The 501-nt window shown below is 34.3% G+C and carries 1 protein-coding gene; it reads left to right on the forward strand.

Annotated features, from left to right (window positions below):
* Positions 1 to 73: 73 nt before the first annotated feature.
* Positions 74 to 310, forward strand: a complete 237-nt coding sequence (locus J3U35_RS06470) for a hypothetical protein (RefSeq protein ID WP_267360315.1) — start codon at positions 74 to 76, stop codon at positions 308 to 310.
* The last annotated feature ends 191 nt before the right edge of the window (positions 311 to 501 follow it).

The following is a 501-nucleotide window of genomic DNA, read 5'->3' on the forward strand; positions in this document are numbered from 1 at the left end:
AAATTATGTTTTTATAGGTACTGAATACGTCGAAGAACAACAAGTCATTATGACCAAAGAATAACTTTTATATGTGTTAGAGCAATATAAAGCCTTTTTAGAAGGAGATTATAACGATCCCAATAACCCACCCGATCCTATTGATGTTGAGTTTATTGCTGAAGGGCAAGAAGCGATCGATATCTACATATGGATTGCCAAATTCTCATCTGGTTCCTTACGCTTGTTAAAAAACATCCCACCTAATCCGTGGGAAGTCTTTTTAATGTTCCTAAATCTACATGCATGTTTAATAATTAACTTGCTATGATAATCTTCAACTATACCTGTTGAATTAATTCAGCAACAAGTAGGTAAAGGTGCTCAAGTAACAATCAATACTGAACATATTTTAAATGGTGAGATAAAAACTTATGCAAATGGGTTCATGATTGGTACAGGTGGCATTATTTTGTTGATGTCTACGCCCGATCAAGTAGCTTTATTTTACGAAATCCCTGC

The organism is Gilliamella sp. B2717, from assembly GCF_026536675.1.
Lineage (GTDB): Bacteria > Pseudomonadota > Gammaproteobacteria > Enterobacterales > Orbaceae > Gilliamella > Gilliamella apicola_I.